This window comes from Pigmentiphaga litoralis (genome assembly GCF_013408655.1).
GTDB lineage: Bacteria > Pseudomonadota > Gammaproteobacteria > Burkholderiales > Burkholderiaceae_B > Pigmentiphaga > Pigmentiphaga litoralis_A.
Window position 1 is genome coordinate 1,240,449 of sequence record NZ_JACCBP010000001.1, and the last position, 16,617, is coordinate 1,257,065.

General features: G+C 65.5%; 13 protein-coding genes. 7 read left to right on the forward strand and 6 right to left on the reverse strand.

Annotation, left to right across the window (positions count from 1 at the left end):
* Positions 1–268 precede the first annotated feature (268 nt).
* Genes imuA through HD883_RS05530 form a run of 3 tightly spaced genes read left to right on the forward strand, consistent with a single transcriptional unit; the run spans position 269 to position 5,650 of the window.
* Positions 269–1,093, forward strand: a complete 825-nt coding sequence (imuA, locus tag HD883_RS05520; protein WP_373563423.1) for a translesion DNA synthesis-associated protein ImuA — start codon at positions 269–271, stop codon at positions 1,091–1,093.
* Positions 1,026–2,492: a Y-family DNA polymerase gene (locus HD883_RS05525; RefSeq protein ID WP_179587456.1), complete on the forward strand. Its 1,467-nt coding sequence runs from the start codon at positions 1,026–1,028 to the stop codon at positions 2,490–2,492. Before imuA ends, HD883_RS05525 begins: the two co-directional genes overlap by 68 nt.
* Positions 2,489–5,650 carry an error-prone DNA polymerase gene (locus HD883_RS05530; protein ID WP_179587455.1) on the forward strand — a complete coding sequence of 1,054 codons (3,162 nt, stop codon included), beginning with the start codon at positions 2,489–2,491 and terminating at the stop codon, positions 5,648–5,650. Before HD883_RS05525 ends, HD883_RS05530 begins: the two co-directional genes overlap by 4 nt.
* Positions 5,651–5,724: 74 nt before the next feature.
* Here HD883_RS05530 and HD883_RS05535 read toward each other — a convergent pair whose 3' ends face one another.
* The 3 genes from HD883_RS05535 to HD883_RS05545 form a co-directional block, all read right to left on the reverse strand.
* Entirely contained in the window at positions 5,725–6,255 is a 531-nt protein-coding gene (locus HD883_RS05535; RefSeq protein WP_179587454.1) for an MgtC/SapB family protein, read from the reverse strand.
* Between the two features lie 195 nt (positions 6,256–6,450).
* Positions 6,451–7,263, reverse strand: coding sequence for a TauD/TfdA dioxygenase family protein (locus HD883_RS05540; protein ID WP_179587453.1), 813 nt, complete (start codon positions 7,261–7,263; stop codon positions 6,451–6,453).
* Positions 7,264–7,437: 174 nt separating this feature from the next.
* Positions 7,438–8,394 carry a LysR family transcriptional regulator gene (locus HD883_RS05545; RefSeq protein WP_179587452.1) on the reverse strand — a complete coding sequence of 319 codons (957 nt, stop codon included), beginning with the start codon at positions 8,392–8,394 and terminating at the stop codon, positions 7,438–7,440.
* A 235-nt stretch (positions 8,395–8,629) separates the two neighbouring features.
* On the opposite strand from HD883_RS05545, the gene HD883_RS05550 reads away from it, so the two are divergent.
* The gene (locus tag HD883_RS05550; protein ID WP_257022004.1) at positions 8,630–9,619 is read left to right on the forward strand and encodes a Bug family tripartite tricarboxylate transporter substrate binding protein; all 990 of its coding nucleotides are present in this window, start codon (positions 8,630–8,632) and stop codon (positions 9,617–9,619) included.
* 324 nt (positions 9,620–9,943) lie between these two features.
* Here the strand turns inward: HD883_RS05550 and HD883_RS05555 are convergent, their stop codons facing one another.
* On the reverse strand, positions 9,944–10,933 hold the full coding sequence (locus tag HD883_RS05555; protein ID WP_179587450.1) for a Bug family tripartite tricarboxylate transporter substrate binding protein: 990 nt from the start codon (positions 10,931–10,933) through the stop codon (positions 9,944–9,946).
* 157 nt (positions 10,934–11,090) lie between these two features.
* On the opposite strand from HD883_RS05555, the gene HD883_RS05560 reads away from it, so the two are divergent.
* Positions 11,091–12,458: an LLM class flavin-dependent oxidoreductase gene (locus tag HD883_RS05560; protein ID WP_179587449.1), complete on the forward strand. Its 1,368-nt coding sequence runs from the start codon at positions 11,091–11,093 to the stop codon at positions 12,456–12,458.
* A gap of 60 nt (positions 12,459–12,518) precedes the next feature.
* On the opposite strand, the gene HD883_RS05565 is transcribed toward HD883_RS05560, so the two are convergent.
* Both HD883_RS05565 and HD883_RS05570 read right to left on the reverse strand, forming a co-directional pair.
* A complete protein-coding gene (locus HD883_RS05565; RefSeq protein ID WP_179587448.1) occupies positions 12,519–13,409 on the reverse strand; it encodes a class II aldolase/adducin family protein in 891 nt (296 codons plus the stop codon).
* Between the two features lies 1 nt (position 13,410).
* On the reverse strand, positions 13,411–14,421 hold the full coding sequence (locus HD883_RS05570; RefSeq protein ID WP_179587447.1) for a D-2-hydroxyacid dehydrogenase: 1,011 nt from the start codon (positions 14,419–14,421) through the stop codon (positions 13,411–13,413).
* A 223-nt stretch (positions 14,422–14,644) separates the two neighbouring features.
* Here HD883_RS05570 and HD883_RS05575 point away from each other — a divergent pair, with 223 nt between their 5' ends.
* Together HD883_RS05575 and HD883_RS05580 are read left to right on the forward strand one after the other, a co-directional pair.
* Positions 14,645–15,415 carry a class II aldolase/adducin family protein gene (locus tag HD883_RS05575; RefSeq protein ID WP_179587446.1) on the forward strand — a complete coding sequence of 257 codons (771 nt, stop codon included), beginning with the start codon at positions 14,645–14,647 and terminating at the stop codon, positions 15,413–15,415.
* Positions 15,416–15,618: 203 nt separating this feature from the next.
* Positions 15,619–16,614, forward strand: coding sequence for a Bug family tripartite tricarboxylate transporter substrate binding protein (locus HD883_RS05580; RefSeq protein WP_179587445.1), 996 nt, complete (start codon positions 15,619–15,621; stop codon positions 16,612–16,614).
* The last annotated feature ends 3 nt before the right edge of the window (positions 16,615–16,617 follow it).

Below are 16,617 nucleotides of genomic sequence, written 5' to 3' on the forward strand. Positions count from 1 at the left end.
AACGGACTCAGGCTTGAGCATCTCTTACAGAACCACATTGCCGGCCCGCCGCGAAACACTGTATATTTGTACAGTCTTTTCTTGGTTGGAGCCCGTCATGCAGATTCTTGCACACCCGCCGTCCGTCCGCCCGGGTGCCTCCAGCCGGGGGGCTGCCTTGCGGCCTGCCGCAGCGTCGCCATCGTTGCAGTTACCGCTCACGCCTGCGCCGCAATCGCCTCAGGGACAGCCGGCCTCGGTGCAGGCAGCACCGCCGCAGCCCGCGCCGTTGCAGCCCGCGCCGTCGCCCGCGGCGCCGTCCCCCGAAAGCCTGCACCCGTCCTTGTGGCGCGGTTCGCAACTGGCGCGGTCCGGGCAGCCCTGCCTGCCCACCGGGCATGACGCCCTGTCGGCCGAACTGCCGGGCGGCGGCTGGCCCATGGGTACCCTGGTCGACCTGCTCGTTTCGCAACCGGGCATTGGCGAACTGCGGCTGCTGCAGCCGGTGCTCAATACCCTGCCGCCGCAGCGGCGCATTGTGCTGCTGCAGCCGCCCTTCATTCCCCAGGTCGCCAGCTGGAGCGCGTGGGGGCTGTCGTCGTCGCAATTGCTGTGGCTCAAGCCCGACCGCACGGCCGATGCCTTGTGGGCGGCCGAACAGGTGCTCAAGAACGGCAGTTGCGGCGCCCTGCTCTATTGGCAACCGCAGATCCGTCCCGAATCGCTGCGCCGCCTGCACCTGGCCGCCCAGTCCGCCGACACCCTCTTCTTTCTGTTCCGCCCCGCCAAGGTCGCCCAGGACGCGTCGCCCTCTCCCTTGCGCCTGCTGCTGCAACCCGCGGGGGATCAGGTGCGGATCGACATCGTCAAGCGCCGCGGCCCCAGCCACGACCGGCCCCTGTTCGTGACTCTGGGCGCGCCCAGCTTCGGCGTCAAGGCGCCGGCCACGGTTCCTGCCACCCCGGTTCCTGCCACCCCGGTTCTTGCAACGGCGGCCACCCCGGCGGTCCCTGGCCTGCCGGTCACATCCTCTATCGAGTCCGACGATGCGCTTGTGGATCAGCGTGTACCTGACGCGCCTCAGCCTCGACGTGTTGTGCCCGAGCTGGTCTGAGTCGCCTGCCCACGGGCAGGTGATCCTCGACCACGACAAGGTGCGCGCCATGACGCCGTCCGCCGCCGCCATGGGGGTGCGTCCCGGCATGCGCCGGGGCGGCGTGTCCACGATCGCGCCCGAAGCCACGCTGCTCGACCGCGACCCGGTGCGCGAAGCGTCGGCCCTGAACGACATCGCCTTGTGCCTGCTGCAGTACACCCCCGAAGTGGCCATGGCCGCCGACGACAGCCTGCTGCTCGATGTCAGCGCCAGCCTGCTCGCCTTTGGCGGGCCGCGGGGCATCTGCCGGCGCATCCGGCAGTCCATGGCGCTGCTGGGTTTCCATGCGCAGCTGGGCATGGCGCCCACCGCGCAGGGGGCCTGGCTCATGGCGCGCGCGCCGCGCCGCGGCCATCGACGCATGCTGCGCCAACCGTCCCTGGCCAGACGCATGGACGGCCTGTCGTGCCACCTTCTGCCGCCCGCCCGGCCGCATCTGGACTGGCTGGAAGGCATCGGCTGCCGCACCCTGGGTGCACTGGCCAAATTGCCGCGGGCCGGCCTGCAACGCCGCTGCGGCAAGGACATCAGCGTGGCGCTGGATCGGGCCATGGGCGCGGCGCCCGAACTGTTCGACTGGGTCGTGGCGCCCTCCACCTTCCAGGCCAAGCTGGAACTGATCGAACGGATCGACCATGCCGATGCGGTGCTGTTCGTTGCCCATCGCCTGATCCAGCAGATGACGGGGTGGCTGGTCGCGCAGCACCTGGCGGTGGCGCGAATAGAACTTGCCCTGGATCATGAACGGGGCCGGCATGCCATCCCGCCGACCCTGCTGCAGATCTCGCTGGCCGAACCCGCCTGGCATCCCGAACATCTGGTGCGGCTGCTGAAAGAAAAACTGGCGCAGCTGGTGCTGACGGCGCCCGTGATCGCGGTCACCCTGTCGGCGCCCGACGTCGCGGCGCGTACCCTGCCGTCCGAATCCTTGTTTCCCGAGCCGGGCGGCACGCCCGCCGATCACAACCGGCTATTGGAATTGCTGACGGCGCGCCTGGGTGCCGACAAGGTACTGCAGCCGCTGCCCAAGGCGGATCACCGGCCGGAAATCGCCAATGGCTGGCAGCCGGCGCCGCAGCCCAAGGCCAGGCCGGCGCCCGTGGCGCCTGCTGCCGACCGGCCCTTCTGGCTGCTCGAACAACCGATTGCATTGGTCATGCAGCAGCACCGGCCCGTGTACGGGTCACGCCTGAAGATGCTGCGCGGTCCCGACCGGCTCGAAACCGGCTGGTGGGACGACGCCCCGGCTTCGCGCGACTACTTCATTGCCGAATCCGATAACCAGGTCCGCTACTGGATCTACCGCGAACGGGTCGACGACGACATCCGCTGGTTCCTGCACGGGTTGTTCGCATGAGCGCGCAGGCCTCCTTGTTCACGCCCATGCTGCCGGCCTATGCCGAGCTGCAGAGCCTGTCGAATTTCTCGTTCCTGCGCGGCGCCTCGCACCCCGAAGAACTGGTCATGCGCGCGGCTGCCCTGGGCTATTCGGCATTGGCAGTGACCGACGAATGTTCGCTTGCCGGTGTCGTGCGCGCGCATGTGCAGGCCAAGGATCCCGAAACACCGATCAAGCTCATCGTCGGCAGCCAGTTCACCCTGACCAAGCCCGACGGCACGCCCGCGTTGTCGCTGGTGGCGCTGGCCCAGAACCGCAATGGCTACGGCAACCTGTGCGAACTGATCACCCTGGCCCGCACGCGCGCCGACAAGGGCAGCTACCTGGTTATTGCCAACGACTTCACGTCGCCTCCGCCAGACCTGGCACACCTGCGGGGGCTGCCCGATTGCCAGATCATCCTGTCGGTCGACTACGGCATCGATCCCGACACGCTGTCGGCCCAGGCCGCGTGGGTAGCTGCCGTGTTTCCCGGGCGCTGCCGCCTCGGGCTGTGCCTGCTGAACCGCGCGCAAGACACCCGGCATCGCGCCGTGGTGGAACAGATCGCCGCCCTGCACGACCTGCCCATCGTGGCCACCGGGCAGGTCGAAATGCACGTGCGATCCCGCAAGCCCCTGCACGACACGATGTGCGCCATCCGGCTCGGCAAACCGGTGGCCGACTGCGGCTTTGCGCTGTCGCAGAATGCCGAGCAGCACGTGCGGTCGCGTCTGCACCTTGCCAATCTGTACAAACCGGACGTGCTGGCCGAAACCCTGAAGGTGGCCGACAGCTGCACGTTTTCGCTCGACGAACTCAAGTACGAATACCCGGAAGAAGTGGTGCCGCCCGGCGAAACGCCCGGCAGCTATCTGCGCCGCGAAACCTGGGCCGGCGCGCACGAACGTTTCGGACCGGCCCTGCCCCCCAAGCTGGTGGCGCAGCTCACGCGTGAACTCGACCTGATCGTCGAACTCAATTACGAAGCCTATTTCCTGACGGTGTATGACATCGTCAAATTCGCCCGCAATCACCGCATCCTGTGCCAGGGCCGGGGGTCGGCCGCCAACTCGGCGGTGTGCTTCTGCCTGGGGATCACGGCCGTCTCGCCCATGGAAAGCGAACTGCTGTTCGAACGCTTCATCAGCCGCGAACGTTCCGAGCCGCCCGACATCGACGTGGACTTCGAACACCAGCGGCGCGAAGAAGTGATCCAGTACATCTACGCCAAATACGGACGTGACCGGGCGGCGCTGACGGCGGTGGTCATCAGCTATCGGCCGCGCAGCGTGTTGCGCGATGTCGGCAAGGCGCTGGGCGTCGACCTGGCCGTGGTCGATCAGGTGGCCAAGACCCACCAGTGGTGGGACGGCAAGGCAGGCCTGAACAAACGGTTCGTGGAATGTGGCTTCGATCCGGAATCGCTGCATGCGCAGCGCTGGGGCGCCTTGTCGGAAAGGCTGATGGGCTTTCCGCGCCATCTGTCGCAGCACCCGGGTGGCTTTGTCATGTCGCGCGGCAAGCTGTCGCGGCTGGTGCCGATCGAAAACGCCACCATGGCCGACCGCAGCGTGGTGCAGTGGGACAAGGACGACCTGGATGCGGTCGGCCTGCTCAAGGTCGACGTGCTGGCGCTGGGCATGCTGACGGTCATCCGCCGCGCGCTCGACCTGGTGTCGCAGCAGCGCGGCCGCGTGCTCGAGATGTACCAGATCCCGGCCGACGACACGGCCACCTATGACATGATCTGCGCCGCCGACACCATGGGCGTGTTCCAGATCGAATCTCGCGCGCAGATGACCATGCTGCCCCGGCTGCGCCCACGGCGGCTGTACGACCTGGTGGTGGAAGTGGCCATTGTGCGGCCGGGCCCGATCCAGGGCGGCATGGTCCACCCCTACCTTAAACGCCGGCAGGGGCTGGAACCGATCGAGTACCCCAGCCCGCAGGTGGAGCAGGCCCTGGCCCGGACCCTGGGCGTGCCGATCTTCCAGGAACAGGTCATGCAGATCGCGATCCTGGCCGGCGGCTATACGGCGGGTGAAGCCGATCAGCTGCGCCGGTCGATGGCAGCCTGGAAGCGCAAGGGCGGGCTCGAAAAGCACCGCACCAAACTCATGGCGGGCATGCTGGGCAATGGGTATGACGTGGACTTTGCCGAGGCCATCTTCCGGCAGATCGAAGGGTTTGGCGAATATGGCTTTCCGGAATCGCATGCGTCCAGCTTCGCGCAACTGGCGTATGTCAGTTCGTGGCTCAAATGCCATGAACCCGAAGCCTTTCTGACCGCGCTGTTGAACAGCCAGCCGATGGGCTTTTATTCCCCTTACCAGCTGGTGCAGGACGCCAAGCGGCATGGGGTCAAGGTGCTGCCGGTCGATGTGTGCATCAGCGACTGGGACGCCAAACTCGACAACGCCACGCAGCCGCCGTCGGTGCGGATCGGGCTCAATCAGATCCAGGGGCTGGCCGAAGCCGTGGGCCGGCGCATTGTGGATGTGCGCCGGCAGCGCATGTTCACCGACACCACCGACCTGGGCCGCCGGGCCGGGCTGGACCGGCATAGCCTGCAGGCGCTGGCCGCCGCCAATGCGCTGCAGGCGCTTTCGGGCCACCGGCGCACGGCCTTGTGGGAAGCGGTCGACAGCGTGCCCGAACGGGGCCTGCTGCGCGACGCCGGCGTCCATGAACCGGCCCCCGACCTGCCCGCCCCGACGGAATCCGAAGAGATCGTGGCCGACTACCAGTCCTTGCGAATGACGCTGAACCGTCATCCGCTGGCCTTGCTGCGCGGCTATCTGGGCACCCGCGGGTTCATGGCAGCCGACCGGCTGAACCAGTTCCCCGACGGCAGGCTGGCCCGCGCCGCAGGCATCGTGACCGTGCGCCAGCGGCCGGGCACGGCCCACGGCACCATCTTCGTCACCCTGGAAGATGAAACCGGGCCGGTCAATGTGATCGTCTGGCCCAGCCTGGTGGACGCCCAGCGCAAGGAACTGCTGGGGTCGTCATTGTTGGGGGTCTATGGCATCTGGCAAAGCCACCAGGGCGTCCGCAGCCTGGTGGCGAAACGGCTGGTCGATCTGTCGGGGCTGCTTGGCAAGCTCAATACCGAAAGCCGCAATTTTCATTAGCCTGGATAGACGCGGGTCCGTTATCGGCCCGCGCCCTGGTCAGACGCGGCAAGACGGCGACCTGGCCGCGCCGGTCATGGCATCAGCCTAGACCGGTCCTCGGGGCGCGCGCCGTTCGGCACTTCCACCAACGGCGGCGAACGTTTATCGGGCGCCACTTTGCGGACGGCAGCCAGGATGACCAGGGCAAACACCGTACTCAGAATGGCGGTGGCTTCGCGCCCCATGCCCGCGGCAATACCGATCGCCGCGGTCGCCCAGATGCTGGCCGCCGTGGTCACCCCGCGCACCTGCTGCTCGCCCAGCTTGATGATGGCCCCCGCGCCCAGAAAGCCGATGCCGGCGATCACGCCCTGCAACACGCGACTCATGTCAGCCAGCTGGGTCCCCGCCTGCAGCGGCACCAGCACGAACAGCGCGGCGCCCACGGCCACCAGCATATGCGTGCGCAGCCCCGCCGCCGTGCCGCGCAATTCCCGTTCATACCCGAGCAGGCCGCCCAGCACCATCGCCACCAGCAGCCTGACGCAGACCCGCGTCATTTCGGCGACGTCGTGCAGGTCGGAAAACTCCGCGACGGTCGTGTTCCAGATTTCATTCCACATGCCTTGCCACTCCTGCCGGGCACCCCGACCCCAGCGATCCGGTTCATAAGATTGTCACGCGAAGCTTACGACAAGTCAGGTAAATGTCAGGTCACAAACACGCGGCGGACGTAACCGGGCGTGGCAAATGAAAAACGGCGATGCCACGCAGTGCGCAGCATCGCCGTTTCGTACCCCCAGGCCGGGCGAGAAGCCTCAGCCCGCCAGCGGCGGCGCCGTGCCCTCCACCTGCACCCGGAAACCCGAGCGCACGTTGGGCCAGTAATCCCAGATCGCCTTGTGATGCGTGCAGCGGTTGTCCCAGAACGCGATCGAATGATTGCGCCAACGGAAGCGGCAGGTCCACTCCGGGCGGTTGCAGTGATCGATCAGGAATTTCAGGATCGCGTCGCTTTCCTTGGACGACAGCTCGTTGATCTTCGATGTGAAGTCGGTGTTCACATAGATCAGCTTCTTGCCGCTGACCGGGTGGCGCGTGATCACCGGATGCGAATTGATCGGGGTTCCCGGACCGAACACACGCGTACCGTCGTGGGTAGCTGTCAGACCTTCCAGGTACACCTTCATGCGCGGCGACAGTGCTTCGTAAGCCGCATACATGCTGGCGAACATCGTGTCGCCACCGCCATCGGGCGGCACCGTGTGGTTGTACAGCATGCTGCCCAGCGGCGGGATCGCGGCACACGACTGGTCGCTATGGAAGTTTTCGCCCGAGATCTGCTTGGACGTCTCGTCGTAATGGAACTTCCGCACCAGCGGGTTATCCGTCGTCTTGCTGATCGTGTTCTTGCCGACATGCTTGCCGAGCGGACCAAAATAGCTGGCGACACGAATCTGGTCTTCGAAGCTGATTTCCTGTTCGCGGAAGAACACCACCTGATACCGGATGAAGGCATCGTGCAGTTCTCGCTGCTGCAGGTCGGACAGGGGCTGGGTGAGATCGACGTTGCCGATCTCGGCGCCAATGTGCGGGGAGATTGGCGTGGCGGTAATGGAGGTATAGGACATGGTTTCCTCTGCAAGGCAAACGGCTGGCGTTCACCGCCTGTAACAGGCGGCCCGCGATGACCGTTCAGTGACGACATCATGCGCGCCCCACCCCTGCTTCGCCAGACGCCAGAAGCCACTACTTGATATGCAGAAGGTGCATAGCAATCACGCCGGGCCGCCCGCCAGCGACACTTATGCCCGTTTGGCCTCGTTCAGCCAGGCTTCCCGCGCGTCGTCGGGCAGCACCAGCGTCTCAAGCGCCACCTGCCGCAGCATGTCGACCATCTTGGTCGCCAGCAGCGTGGGCGGACGACGGCTCGCGGTCACCAGGCAGATGGTCGAACTCATGATCGGATCGACCAGGGGGCAGATCAGCAATTCGTCGGCGTGCTGCGACGCGTGCAAACCTGCACGCAAGACGTTGTACGGGACGACGGCGGCGCCCAGCCCGTTGCCGACCAGCGCCTCGATCGACGCAACGCCATCGATCTCGAAAGCGACGTCAAGCTCGAAACCCTGACGGCTTGCCTCGGCATCCACCCGCGATCGCAGCGGGTGCGGCTCGCACGGAAAAATCAGGGAATGATCCGCAAGCTGCGAAAACGACACCGTGCTCAGCCCGGCGTTTTCCGGCGACTTGCGCAGGATCAGGCACATCGGTTCGGTCACCAGGCGTTCCACCTGCGTCAGCGACGACGCGACCGGGTCGTACACCAGCGTGGCGTCGATCTTGTCGGCCACCAGCCGTTCATGCAGTGAGGTGCTCAAGGCTTCGACGATCGTCAGCCGCGCCTGCGGGAAGCGCGCGCTGAAGGCCCGCACCAGCGGCACGGTCAGCACGCGTCCCAGCGACGGCGGCAGACCCACCACCACCCGGCCGGTAATGTCGGCTTCGGCCTTGCTCAGCGCCTGGCTGGCGGCCTCGAACTGTTGCAGCACGCTCTTGGCAAACGCCAGGAACTGTTCGCCGGCATCGGTCAGGACAATGCCCCGGCCATGCCGGTGGAACAGATTCTTGCGCAATTCGACTTCAAGCTGGCGCACCTGCCGGCTCAGGAAAGGCTGGCCGGTATCAAGCGCCGCCGCGGCCCGGCTGAAACTGCCATGCTCCGCAACACGTACGAAATACTCCAGCTGCTTGAAATCCATGTTCCGCCACTCCGCCGACAAGGCGCCACCATAACCGTCCGCTGCCATCGATGCAATATCGGCATACCTCGGGAACAGCCAGTGGATCGTCAGCCGGGCCCGAAATGGCTTGACACTCTGTTACCACGACCAATAATGTGTCGCCTGCAAACCACTGGACCGTATACGAAACAAGTCGCTGCAACGCATCTCCTACCATCTGCCAGAGTGAGTCACCATGGGATTACCTAACAGCTTGACCTCGACCCGCCTGACCTCGACGTGGGTCCCCATCGCCGGTGTGTTGCTCGCCGTCGCTTTCGCGCCAGCCGCTTCGGCCCAGGATTATCCCAACCGCCCGGTGCGGCTGGTCGTGCCCTTCGCGGCCGGCGGCTCGTCCGACATCCTGGCGCGCAGCATGGCCCAATCCCTGTCGCAGCAACTGGGTCAGCCCATCGTGGTCGAAAACAAGCCTGGCGCGGGCGGCATCATCGCTTCCGAGCAGGTCGCGCGCGCCCCGGCGGACGGCTACACGCTGCTGTTCGGCACCATCGGCACCCACGCCATCAACCTGGCGCTGAAGAAAACGCTGCCTTTCGACCTGAACAAGGACTTCACCGCCATCGGCCGCCTGCAAGACGGCCCCCTGGTGCTGGTGATCAATCCGTCCGTGCCCGCCAAGAACATGCGCGAGTTGGAAGCCTATGCCAAGGCCAACCCGAACAAGCTGGCCTACGCGTCAGCCGGCATCGGCTCGATCTCGCATCTGGCAGGCGAACTTTTCAAGTCGGAAAGCCGCCTGGACATCACGCACGTGCCGTACAAGGGCGGCGGCGCGGCCATGCCCGACCTGCTCGGCGGACAGGTGCAGATGATGGTCGAGACCATCCCGAACACACTGGGCGCGGTCAAGGGCGCCAAGCTGATTGCCCTGTCGACGACGGGCGAGAAGCGCTCGGCCTCTTTGCCTGACGTGCCGACCTTTGCGGAACAGGGCCTGCCCAAGCTGACCGTGAACGCCTGGACCGGCCTGTTCGCTCCCGCGAACCTGCCGCCCGCGATCGTGACGCGCTTAAATACGGAACTGGCAAAGATCTCGAAGCAGCCCGACTACATGGACCGCATCGAAAAAGCCGGCAACGTCGCCGCCGCCCCAGGAACGCCGGCGGAGTTCGCAGAGTTCGTGCGGGCGGAAGGCGTGCGGTGGCAGAAGGTCGCGGCCGATGCAGGCGTAGAAAAAGAGTAAGTTTAGAGCCCCCCCCTAGGCGCTGCGCGCCTCCCCCCAGGGGGCGGCACTGGCGGACCGGCGGAGCCGGATCCGCTGTGCCCTCGATCCGCTGTGCCCTCGATCTGCTGTGCCCTCGATCCGCTGTGCCCTCGATCCGCTGTGCCCTCGATCCGCTGTGCCCTCGATCCGCTGTGCCCTCGATCTGCTGTGCCCTCGATCTGCTGTGCCCTCGATCTGCTGTGCCCTCGATCTGCTGTGCCCTCGATCTGCTGTGCCCTCGATCTGCGGTGTCTTGGTTCGGGCGGGTGCGTGCGCCCTTTATGACTTCCTTGCGCGCTCTGCTTATTCCCCGCCGGTCAGGTTGGCGCGCGCGACGACGTTGCGCCAGACGGGGATTTCGCCCTGGATGCGGGTGGCGAATTGGGCGGGGGTGCCGGGTTCGAAGCGGTAGCCCGCTTCGTCGAAGCGCTTCTTGAAGGCGGGATCGCCGATGATGGTGTTGATCGCAACGTTGAGTTTGTCAACGATCGCGGGCGGCGTGCCGCGGGGTGCGGCGATGCCCCACCAGACTTCGGCATCGAATCCTTTGACTCCGGCTTCGGCCACGGTGGGGATCGACGGTACGCTCGCGACGCGTTGGGTACTGGTGACGGCCAGGCCGTTCACCTTGCCGGACTGGATGTACTGGAATCCGGCAGCGCTGAAGACCAAGTCGATGTGGCCGCCCATCAGGTCGGTCATGAATTGGCTCTGGCCGTTGTAGGGCACGTGCACCAGGTCCAGGCCGGCCTGCTCAGCAAAGCGCACGACCGATAAGTGGGGGACGGATCCGATGCCCGGGGTGCCGTAGCTCAGCTTGCCCGGATGCGATCGTGCGTAGGCCAGCAACTCATTGAAGTTGGACACGGGCAGCGACGGGCCGGTCATCACAAAGAACGGCGCGGATGCCACCAGCGCGATGGGCGCCAGGTCCACGGCCGGATCGTACGGCAGGTGGCGATGCGTGAACTGGTTGATGGCGTAGGTGGGGTTGCCGCCGATCAGCAGGGTATAGCCGTCGGGGGCCGCTCGGGCGACCAGACCGGCGGCAATGGTGGATGACGCGCCTGGCTTGTAGTCGACGACCACCGGTTGCCCGAGCCGCTGCGACAGGCCATCGGCAAGCGACCGTGTCAGGTCGCTGAGCGACCCGCCCGATGTCCACGGAAACACAAGCCGGATCGGCTTGGCGGGATAGGCCGCGGCGGCGGCCTCGGCAGATGCCTTGAGGGGCAGCATGGCAATCACGGCCGACACGGCAAGGGACGCGATCAGGTAGGTTCGGGCAAGCATGACGGATTCCAATAGGTGGGCAGACAAGTCCCCAAGGTATCGGCGCGCCTGCCGCGCGCCAACGAATAAAACCGGCTATGCATACGCCACTACCAAGCGCATAAGCAAGCGCGACAAGCGTCGTTCACACCGCCGGCGGCGCGAGCCAGAATCGCGCATGTCCCGATCCCCTTCCTCCTCCGGTGATGATGCACCGCGCGCATCGCTTTCAACCCCGCATGCCACAACGCAGTCCACACCGCGCTCCATGGTGCTCGGCCTGTTCCTTCATGCCGCGGGCTACCACGTGGCAGGATGGCGTCATCCCGATGCGGTGTCGGCCACCGAAGACATCGCCTTTCTGACCGACCTATGCCAACGCGCCGAACGCGGCAAGTTCCATCTGGCGTTTCTGGGCGATGGCCTGAGCGCAACGGCCAAGACACCGCCATCCATGCTGGCGCGACTTGAACCGCTGACACTGCTGAGCGCGGTGGCGGTGCACACGCGGCACATCGGCCTGGCCGCCACGGCCAGCACCACCTATGGCCAGCCGTTCCACATCGCGCGGCAGTTCGCGTCGCTGGATCACATCAGCGGCGGCCGCGCGGGATGGAATGTGGTGACGTCAGCCAGCACGCATGACGCCGCGAATTTCGGCATGCATGAACACCCGGCACCCGAAGCGCGATACGCACGCGCCGAAGAATTCGTGGACGTCGTCAAGGGCTTGTGGGACACGTGGGATGACCGCGCGCTGGTGCGGGACAAGGCGGCGGGCAGATATGTGGATGCGTCCAAAATGCGGGCGCTGGACCACCACGGCCAACATTTCGATGTGGCCGGTCCGCTGAATATCTCGCGGCCACCGCAGGGCCATCCGGTCATGATCCAGGCCGGATCATCAGGCCCGGGGCAGGCGCTTGCCACCCGGATCGCCGACATCATCTTTACCGCGCAATCCGAACTGGCCGACGCACAGGCCTTCTATGCGGGCGTCAAACAAGGCATTGCGCAGCAGGGCCGGTTGCCGGAAAACGTCTTCGTGATGCCGGGCGTGATGCCCATCGTGGGCCGGACAGATGCCGAGGCGCAGGAACGCCATGACCACCTGCAATCGTTGATTGATACCAACAACTGTATTGCGCAGTTGAGTCATCGATTCGGTGTGGACCTGTCGGCCCTGCACCCGGATGATCCCCTGCCCGACACGCTTCCCCAGACGCATGGCTTTCGCAGCCGCATCGAACTGCTGTCGTCGGTGGCGCGCCGCAAGCGACTGACGCTACGTGAGCTGTACCGGCATACGGCTGCAAGCAACGGCCACCATTTGATCGTCGGTTCACCTACGCGTATTGCCGACGAATTGGCGCGTTGGTTCACGCAGGGTGCGGCCGATGGCTTCAACATCATGGCCCCCTACTTTCCTGGCGCGTTCCAGGACTTCATCGACCTCGTCATCCCTGTCCTGCAAGACCGCGGCCTGTTCCACCGCGACTACGCGTCGACGACGCTGCGCGGCAACCTGGGGCTGGCGCGACCGTAACGAGCATGGCCACGCCCGTGCCGTGGCGCGGGATGCAGCCGCGCGCCGGGACCGCTGCAATCAGTCCCGATACGCGGTGGTCTCGCGATCCAGTTGCCTGATCAATGCGTTCCAGTGCCGTTCGATACGGCCACTGTGGCGGCTGCCTTCAATGAACTGCGCAGCCTCTTCGGCCTGCGTGTCCGGGATGATCAGCAACGGCACGCCCGCGGACTGCGCCGCCAGTTGCGCGGCGCACGCACGTTCAATGAAGTGCAACTCCTGGAAGGCTTCCGGAATGCTGGTCCCGGCAGCAAGCAGACCATGATTGCGCAGCACCATGACCCGGTGATCGCCCAGGTCGGCCACCAGCCGCTGGCGCTCGTCCACATCCACCGCAAAGCCTTCATAGTCGTGATACGCCACCCGATTGAAAAAACGCGCCGCATGCTGCGACAGCATCAGCAGGCCGTCCCGCTGCGCAGACACGGCAATACCTGCAGGCGTATGGGTGTGCAGGACACATGTGTACTCGGGCTTGCCGGCATGGATCGCGCTGTGAATGATGTAGCCAGCGTTGTTGATGCCCACCCCGGCGATGTCGGTCACGATGTTGCCGTCCAGGTCGACCTTGACCAGATTCGACGCGGTGACCTCGTCGAAGGTATAGCCAAACGGATTGATCAGAAAGTGATCCGCATCGCCCGGAACGCGCGCCGAAAAGTGCGTGTAGATGTGGTCCGTCCAACGGAATTGGACGGCAAGCCGGTAGCACGCTGCAAGGTCGACCCGGGCTTGCCATTCGGCGTCGGATACCTGCTCGCGCAACGATGACGCGCCAGCCGACGTTGACAAGGCACGCGCCGCCGACGGATACGTCGAGCCGGAACGGGGCGCCGGAGAGACGACAGAAGGCCGTGCAGACAGCGGTTTGATGGAGGGGATCGTGGATGAGGTCAAGGGGGAAGTCATGTCATGTTCCTGAAGCGTGGGCGGGACGGGCGACGAGGTTCACAAGCGGTTCCGCTCTTCTCCAACGCCGCAGGTTGTCCAGAAAGATCTGTGTCGCGCGGCCTTCGGCGCCCGATGACCGGCCTGCGGTATGCGAAGAGATGATTAGGTTCGGCGCATCGCGCAGCGGTGCATCGGCGGGCAGGGGTTCGGTCTCGAACACGTCGGAATAGGCACCGGCCAGGCGGCCTGTCCGCAGGGCATCCAGCAAAGCCGCTTCGTCAACGACGCCGCCCCGGCCCACGTTGATCAGCCGGGCGCCTGCAGGCAGTCGGTCGAACACCTCTCGACCTACCAGGCGAGATGTCAAGCTTGTCAGCGGGCAGGTCAGGACCAGCCAATCGGCCGCAGCAACCACCCGGTCAAATTCGTTGAAACCGACAACCTCTTCGAATCCCTGAAGCGGCTCCGCATGGCGCCGCACGCCCGACACAGTCATGCCCAGGGCACGCAGCACCTCGGCCACCCGCAGGCCGATCGGGCCCATGCCGACGATGACAGCGTGCTGCCCCGGCAGGTCGCGCGGTGTCAACGGCCCGTCCAGCGGCAACCAGCCGCGCGCCTGCTGCGTTGCGTTCCACTGCGGCACGTTGCGCGCGAGCGCCAGGATGCCGGCAATGGCGGTGTGCGCGACGGCGTCGGCATTGGCACCCGACGAGGTGGTGACCTTGACGCCACGGTCCATGAGTTCGCCATAGAGCGGATGATCAGCCCCTGCAATGCCGGTGTGGACCCACGCCAGCCGCGGTGCCGCTCGCAGCAGCCCGGCGAAGTGGCCGAAGGCATGGGGCCCTGCACTGCCGCGCGCGGTGCGCAGCACATCGAGCGACAGGTAGGCGACTGCCAGCCGGTCAAGGTCGTCACGGGCCAGCGGCGCGTCGAGCGACGACGTGTGAATGGACAAGGGCCCGGCGTGCTCCCTTATGTGGGAGCGGAACGCGGCCGCAACATGCGGAGAAACAAGGAGCGTCATGAATACAGGCAGCCCGAACAGTCGAATCCGGCATGGTCGGCCGGCGCGCAGAGATCCTGAACGAAGCATTTCGACTATGCATAGTTGGTGCGCAGGAATGACCCAGACGCATGCCTCACGCGTGTCCGAAGCGGCACAAAACGCATAAGCAATGACGCATTCGGTCCTTAGTTACGCCGCCGCCGCTGGTTAGCATGCAGCACCTTTCCTTTGCCACGCCGCCATGACCACCGCCACCGTGCCCCCCACCCACCTTACCGAAATCAGCCACGCCGAATGGCAGGCGCGCGTCGAACTTGCGGCGTCGTACCGTGCACTTGCCCTGGCCGGTATCACCGACCTGACCTACAACCACCTGTCGGCACGCGTGCCAGACCAGCCCGGCCAATTCCTGATCAAAAGCGAACACCTGTTTTTCAATGAAGTCACGGCGTCGTCCCTGCTCAAGTACGACCTGGGCGGCATCAAACTGTCGGGTGAAGGCAAGGTCAGCCGCGGCGGGCTGGTGATCCATGGCGGGCTGATGGCCAGCCGGCCGGACCTGGCTGCGGTCTTCCATACCCACACGCCAGCCAATATGGCGGTCAGCGTGCAAAAGTGGGGTCTGCTGCCCCTGACGCAGCATTCGGTACGCTTCTTCAATCGGGTCGGCTATTACGACTTCAACGGCTTTGAATTCCATGTCGATACGCGCGACGCCATGCGCGACGCGATCGGCAACAAGCTGATCCTGGTGATGCGCAATCACGGCGTGCTGATCGGCGGTCGCACCATTCCAGAAGCGTTTCTGAAGCACCACTTTTTTGAAGCGTCATGTCGCGCGCAAGTGGCTGCTTTGTCTGCAGGGCTGGACAATCTGATCGTGATTGACGATGCCGCTGCCGAAGCCGCCGCCAGCGAGCACGAAGCGCTGGGCTACCCCGACGTCAACCAGCGTGACTGGCAGGCCACGCTGCGCCTGCTGGACGAAGACGCGCCGTCGTACCGCACCTGACAGCAAGGCCCAGCCCCGTAGGCAAACACAGAAAACGCATAAGCAAGCACGTATCGATTCCTTTTGATCCGGGGCTGGCGCTGGCTACCATCGCGGTCCCGCCCTGCCGACGCATGCCCCGATGACATCGGCGCCCGGCACCGGGCAACGCGACTCAGGCAATCAACGCAGGCCAATCGCCGTAGGCCAATCAAAGGAATTCCATGCGACACCCTCTCGTGCTGGCGACGCTGGCCGCCACCCTGTCATCACTCGTCGGTGGCGCCGTGCAGGCGCAGACCGCAGCCACCCCCGCCAACTATCCGACCAAGCCCGTCAAGATCGTGGTCGGCTGGTCCGCAGGCGGTGTGGCGGACGTGGCCGCGCGCATCTTTGCGCAACGCCTGTCGGCACAATGGGGCCAGCAGGTCCAGGTAGAGAACCGCCCGGGCGGCGGGGGCATCATCGCGTCAGGTGTGGTCGCGCGCGCGCCGGCCGATGGCTACACCCTGCAGATGGTCGCCGCCAGCGAGATCACCATCAGTCCCTTCGTGCGGGATGACCTGCCCTACAGCTACGACAAGGACTTCGTGCCGGTCTTCCAGACCACGCTCAATCCCATCGTGCTGGCCATCAACGCGAACTCGCCATACAAAACCTTGCCCGATGTCATCGCCGCTGCGAAAGCGTCGCCCGGCAAGATCAGCTACTCGACCGCAGGCAACGGGTCCAACCCCCATCTGGCGGTGGAGCTGTTCTCGGACGAGGCCGGCATCTCCCTCAAGCACGTGCCCTACAAGGGTGGCGGTCCCGCCTCCGTCGCGGCCGCGGGAGGTGAAGTCGTCCTTGGCGCCATGGCGATCTCCTCCGCGCTGCCCTACGTCAAGGCAGGCACGCTGCGCGTGCTTGGCGTAACGGGCACCCAGCGCCTGGCCAACCTGCCGGACTGGCCTACGCTGGCCGAGCTGGGCTACAGGAACGCCGCGCAGTCCTCGGTCTGGACCGGCCTGTATGTGAAGGCCGGCACACCCACTGCCATCCAGAAAAAGCTGGCCGACGACTTTGCCATCGCGCTGGCCGACCCGGCCATCAAGGCACAACTTGCGAACGTCGGCGCCGAGCCGGGCGGAGCCCGCTTCACTGACTTCGGCGCGTCGGTCAAAGCGGAGTCCACCCGCAACGAAGCCATCGTCCGCAAAGCCAACATCCGGCCGGACTGATTG

Bases quoted from the DNA above. Each gene is read 5' to 3' on its own strand.
- HD883_RS05525 (WP_179587456.1), top strand. From the start codon at position 1,026: ATGCGCTTGTGGATCAGCGTGTACCTGACGCGCCTCAGCCTCGACGTG.
- HD883_RS05530 (WP_179587455.1), top strand. From the start codon at position 2,489: ATGAGCGCGCAGGCCTCCTTGTTCACGCCCATGCTGCCGGCCTATGCC.
- HD883_RS05535 (WP_179587454.1), bottom strand. From the start codon at position 6,255: ATGTGGAATGAAATCTGGAACACGACCGTCGCGGAGTTTTCCGACCTG.
- HD883_RS05540 (WP_179587453.1), bottom strand. From the start codon at position 7,263: ATGTCCTATACCTCCATTACCGCCACGCCAATCTCCCCGCACATTGGC.
- HD883_RS05545 (WP_179587452.1), bottom strand. From the start codon at position 8,394: ATGGATTTCAAGCAGCTGGAGTATTTCGTACGTGTTGCGGAGCATGGC.
- HD883_RS05555 (WP_179587450.1), bottom strand. From the start codon at position 10,933: ATGCTTGCCCGAACCTACCTGATCGCGTCCCTTGCCGTGTCGGCCGTG.
- HD883_RS05560 (WP_179587449.1), top strand. From the start codon at position 11,091: ATGTCCCGATCCCCTTCCTCCTCCGGTGATGATGCACCGCGCGCATCG.
- HD883_RS05565 (WP_179587448.1), bottom strand. From the start codon at position 13,409: ATGACTTCCCCCTTGACCTCATCCACGATCCCCTCCATCAAACCGCTG.
- HD883_RS05570 (WP_179587447.1), bottom strand. From the start codon at position 14,421: ATGACGCTCCTTGTTTCTCCGCATGTTGCGGCCGCGTTCCGCTCCCAC.
- HD883_RS05575 (WP_179587446.1), top strand. From the start codon at position 14,645: ATGACCACCGCCACCGTGCCCCCCACCCACCTTACCGAAATCAGCCAC.
- HD883_RS05580 (WP_179587445.1), top strand. From the start codon at position 15,619: ATGCGACACCCTCTCGTGCTGGCGACGCTGGCCGCCACCCTGTCATCA.